Genomic DNA, 4,473 nt, shown 5'->3' on the forward strand with positions numbered 1-4,473 from the left:
TTTTCATATTTTTCTGCAATTTAAGCTTTATTATTCTTCTTTCTTTGAAAAATATCTCGCTATAAAACAAGTAAGACCACTTACCAGGATGATGCCGATATAAATCATGACTAAATAATTTTTATAAGGATCGGTTGATTCCCAATAGGAAGGAAAACGTAGCTTTCCCCTTCTTGTTGTTATACCAATAGTAAGGTACCTTACTAAAACAGCTGACGTCACAAGCAGCATCATTAGGCTACTCATATAAAAACGCTCTCGGAATCTCCCTCCAACTGATATAAAAACAACTAGGAATAAAGTAAAGATCGCAAATGTACTACCAGAGAGGTGTCTAATGAATTCTGAATCAGATGGAAACTGTAACCAATGAGCAAAAAAATTCTGATACAGACTATGTAGATAGATGGCCAGTATTATCCCTCCAACTGATAATAAAACCATGAGCATCAGACCAAATATTCCTTCAAAAATTTCTTGATAAAGAGCTTTTTTCCTAAATCCCCTATATGTGCGTAATAGGAGTTGATAGCAGAAATAAATAGCCCACGACAAGAACGTCAGATCCTTTAACCAACTATGGAAACTATGACTAACTATACCTCGATTTTCTAAATAAGACATACAGGTCAACAAGGCAAGTTGAAAAAAAATGAACCAACTCATTTTATGTTTGGACAAGAATTTCTGAAACATTTTCCAACTCTCTCTTCTATGAGTACAGAAAAAGAGCAATTGCCAAGGCAACTACTCTTTTTTCACTCTCTTATGCGGAGAAAGGGACTTGAACCCTTACGACCTAAAGCGGTCACAGGATCCTTAATCCTGCGCGTCTGCCAATTCCGCCACCCCCGCGTCAACATAATATAGTATAGCATCTTACTATATTAGTTGTCAATATTATTCTTCGTATTTTTTCAAAAATTTTTCAATCTGTTCTCGATAAGCTAACTTATCTTTTGCCAATGTTTTAGCGTGTCCTGCACCTTTGACGATATACAATTCCTTAGGTCCCTTAGTCGCATGATAATTTTCATAAACCATCTCTGTAGGAACAAAATCATCTGCATCCCCATGAATAAATAAGGTTGGTCTAGTATTTTTAGATAATTGATTAACTGCGCTAGCTTGTCCATAAGAAAAACCTGCACGTAATTTAGAAATGCTAGAAACACCATATAAAATTGGAAAGGCTGGGAGACCATACATATCCTTTGCTTGATACTTCAATTCATCCCAAACACTGGTATAACCTGCATCTTCAATAATGGTTTTAACTTGTGCTGGTAGCTTTTCACCACTAGCCATCATCACAGTAGCGGCTCCCATAGACAGACCATACAAGGTAATCTGACTATTAGGTTGACACTCCAGTAAAATATCAATCCACTTCATTAGATTCAGACGGTCATTCCATCCATATCCTATAATACGACCGCCACTATCACCCGAAGCAACATTGTCAGGCATCAGAACATTATAGCCCAGTTCATGAAATAGCCAACCATAAGCTTTCATTTTTTCTTTACTTTGAGCAAAACCATGTACAATAATAACCGTTTTATCTGTTTCTTGATCTGCTTTGACATACCAAGCATCTTGTTTAACCCCTTGATGATTCATCCAAAGTATTTCTTTGAACAGCTGATCAAACTTCTGTTCGTCTTCATAAAGCGGATCTGATTTGGCTGTCGGCGTATTATTAATAAAGCTCTTTTCAGCTCTTACTTGCGCTACATGAAAGAAATAAAAACTAGCCACTCCAGTACTTAGTAGGCTAATTGCTATTAAACCTAGTACAATATGTTTTATCCATAATTTTCTCATAGGGTTTATTATACACTTTTTGGCAACTGAAAAAAAGAGGGCTGAGCCTCTTTCTTATTTTGTATTTTCAACCGCCGCTGTCACAAAGGCTGTATAAAGTTCCTCTGGACGATTTGGACGAGAGTGCAACTCTGGATGATATTGTGCTGCAACAAAGAATTTTTTATCTGGCAACTCAACGACTTCCATCAAACGATTATCTGGTGAGACGCCTGAGAAAACAAAACCAGCCGCTTCAAATTGCTCACGAAAAGCTGTGTTAAACTCATAACGATGACGGTGGCGACGTTGAACAACTTCTTGATTGTTATAAGCTGCTGCTGCACGACTTCCTGCTTTTAGCTTACATGGGTACAAACCTAAACGAAGTGTCCCCCCCATATCCTCAATATCAATTTGATCACGCATAATATCAATAATTGGATAATTAGTTTCTGGATCAAGTTCAGCGGAGTTAGCACCTTCTAAATTAAGAACATGACGAGCAAACTCAACACACGTCAATTGCATCCCCAAACAAACCCCTAGCATAGGGACGTCATTTTCACGCGCATAACGAATCGCTTGAATTTTACCTTCTGTTCCACGATGACCAAATCCACCAGGAACAATAATACCATCGGCATCACCTAAAAGGTCAGAAACATTCTCTTTAGTCACCTCAGCTGCATTGACCCAATTCAAGTCAATTGCCGAATCATTGGTATAACCTGAGTGTTTAAGCGCTTCTACAACTGAAAGATAAGCATCAGGCAATTCAACATATTTCCCAACAAGAGCAATCTTTGTTGTCTTTTTAAGGTTCATCACCTTATCCACCATCGCAGACCACTCTGTCATATCCGCTTTAGGGGCATCAATCTTCAAATGATCACAAACAATTTGATCCATATTTTGCGCCTGCATATTTAGCGGAATTTGATAAATATGCTCTACATCTCGCGATTCAATAACAGCTTCTGGTGCGACATCACAAAATTGAGCTAATTTATTCTTAACGCCTTGTTCAACAGGTTGCTCCGTACGAATAACTAACATATTAGGTTGGATGCCCAGTCCACGTAACTCTTTAACTGAATGTTGTGTGGGTTTAGTTTTCATCTCGCCCGCTGCTTTTAAATAAGGCAGAAGAGTGGTATGAATATACATCACATTATCCGACCCCACATCAGCCTTCATTTGACGAAGAGCCTCAAGGAAAGGAAGACTTTCAATATCACCAACTGTCCCACCTACCTCGGTAATAATAACATCTGAGTCTGTTGTTGTCGCTGCTCGCTTAATTTTTTCTTTCAAAGCATCAGTGATATGTGGAATAACCTGAACAGTAGCTCCAAGATACTCTCCTCTACGCTCCTTGCGAAGAACTTCACTATAAATTTTACCTGTAGTGACATTAGAGTATTTATTAAGATTAATATCAATAAAACGTTCATAGTGTCCTAAATCAAGATCGGTTTCAGCACCATCATCAGTAACATACACTTCACCATGTTGGTAAGGACTCATGGTTCCTGGATCAATATTGATATAAGGATCAAATTTTTGAATAGTCACCTTCAGGCCTCTGTTTTTTAACAAACGGCCTAAACTTGCTGCTACAATCCCCTTACCAATAGATGATACAACACCACCCGTTACGAAAATATACTTTGTCATTTTCTTTCCTCTTCCTAAAAATAATCACTGAAATTTGGAGTTTTTGCCTATAAAAACAAAAAATGCCCCCTAAAAACTTAGGGAGCTTATCCGACCTCAAAAAGAGGTGCCCGATAAATACTATAAACCATCCGTCAGATTTTGTCAAATTGAAAACGTTTATCCCAAATCTTCAGACTCATCATCCTCTGAAAACTCATCATCCTCTTCATTGATTTCTACATCTTCTTCTAAATCATCATCTGGAATAATTTCATTGATTTCAGAATCATATGATTCTACTTCTGATTTTTCGTCATCCGGATTTTCTTCGTCATATCCTATTTCATCGTTACGTACGTAAGATTCATCTTCTGGATCATCATCGTTGTAATCAATGGCATCTTCATCGCCATCCATAAAGGCATTAACACGTTTTTTCTTACGTTTTGGTGCGCCTTCATCATCTTCTTCAAGCGTGATAATTTCTTCATCAATTTCATCAATGGCATACCATGATCGAAGACCCCATTTATTTTCACCCAATGGAATAAAACTACCATCAGTGTTCAAATCTGAGTAGAAATATGGAAGTGCTTCACGGATTTCTAAATCTGATTTTCCAAGATAAGTTTGAATTTCATTAACTAAGTCACTGAAATACATCTCTTTATCACGACCACGTAATTCTAAGATGGCCCGTGCCACTTCAATCATTGATAATTCACTTTTTTCTTGACCAACAAATACGTCTAATTCCAAAACAGTTCTCCTTAATTAGATGATAGAACGACCATGAGGCAAGTCACGCTAAATACCTAAAGCAGTGATCTTGTTGGCCATCTTTAATAACACTACGCATGAGGTTGCTTACCTACTATGCGCTCTACTTAGTCACATATGACAAATCACCCATCATATCTTTATAAACTAATAGCATTACTATTTTACGCTAAATTTTTGCATTCGTCAAAATATTTCTCATAATTTGTGTAAAAAATAAAAGAC

General features: G+C 37.3%; 3 protein-coding genes and 1 tRNA gene. All 4 read right to left on the bottom strand.

The features are described from left to right. Positions 1-769: 769 nt before the first annotated feature. Positions 770-855: transfer RNA gene (locus tag ACQRDX_RS08990), tRNA-Leu, on the bottom strand. A 45-nt stretch (positions 856-900) separates the two neighbouring features. Further along, positions 901-1,827 carry an alpha/beta hydrolase gene (locus ACQRDX_RS08995; RefSeq protein WP_427896547.1) on the bottom strand — a complete coding sequence of 309 codons (927 nt, stop codon included), beginning with the start codon at positions 1,825-1,827 and terminating at the stop codon, positions 901-903. 54 nt (positions 1,828-1,881) lie between these two features. Further along, complete coding sequence (locus ACQRDX_RS09000; protein ID WP_354367639.1) at positions 1,882-3,486, bottom strand: CTP synthase; 1,605 nt, start codon at positions 3,484-3,486, stop codon at positions 1,882-1,884. A 159-nt stretch (positions 3,487-3,645) separates the two neighbouring features. Further along, a complete protein-coding gene (gene rpoE / locus ACQRDX_RS09005; RefSeq protein ID WP_427896550.1) occupies positions 3,646-4,227 on the bottom strand; it encodes a DNA-directed RNA polymerase subunit delta in 582 nt (193 codons plus the stop codon). Between the last annotated feature and the right edge of the window lie 246 nt (positions 4,228-4,473).

It is taken from the genome of Streptococcus sp. SGI.013 (assembly GCF_050315295.1).
GTDB lineage: Bacteria > Bacillota > Bacilli > Lactobacillales > Streptococcaceae > Streptococcus > Streptococcus porcorum.

Bases quoted from the DNA above. Each gene is read 5' to 3' on its own strand.
- ACQRDX_RS08995 (WP_427896547.1), bottom strand. From the start codon at position 1,827: ATGAGAAAATTATGGATAAAACATATTGTACTAGGTTTAATAGCAATT.
- ACQRDX_RS09000 (WP_354367639.1), bottom strand. From the start codon at position 3,486: ATGACAAAGTATATTTTCGTAACGGGTGGTGTTGTATCATCTATTGGT.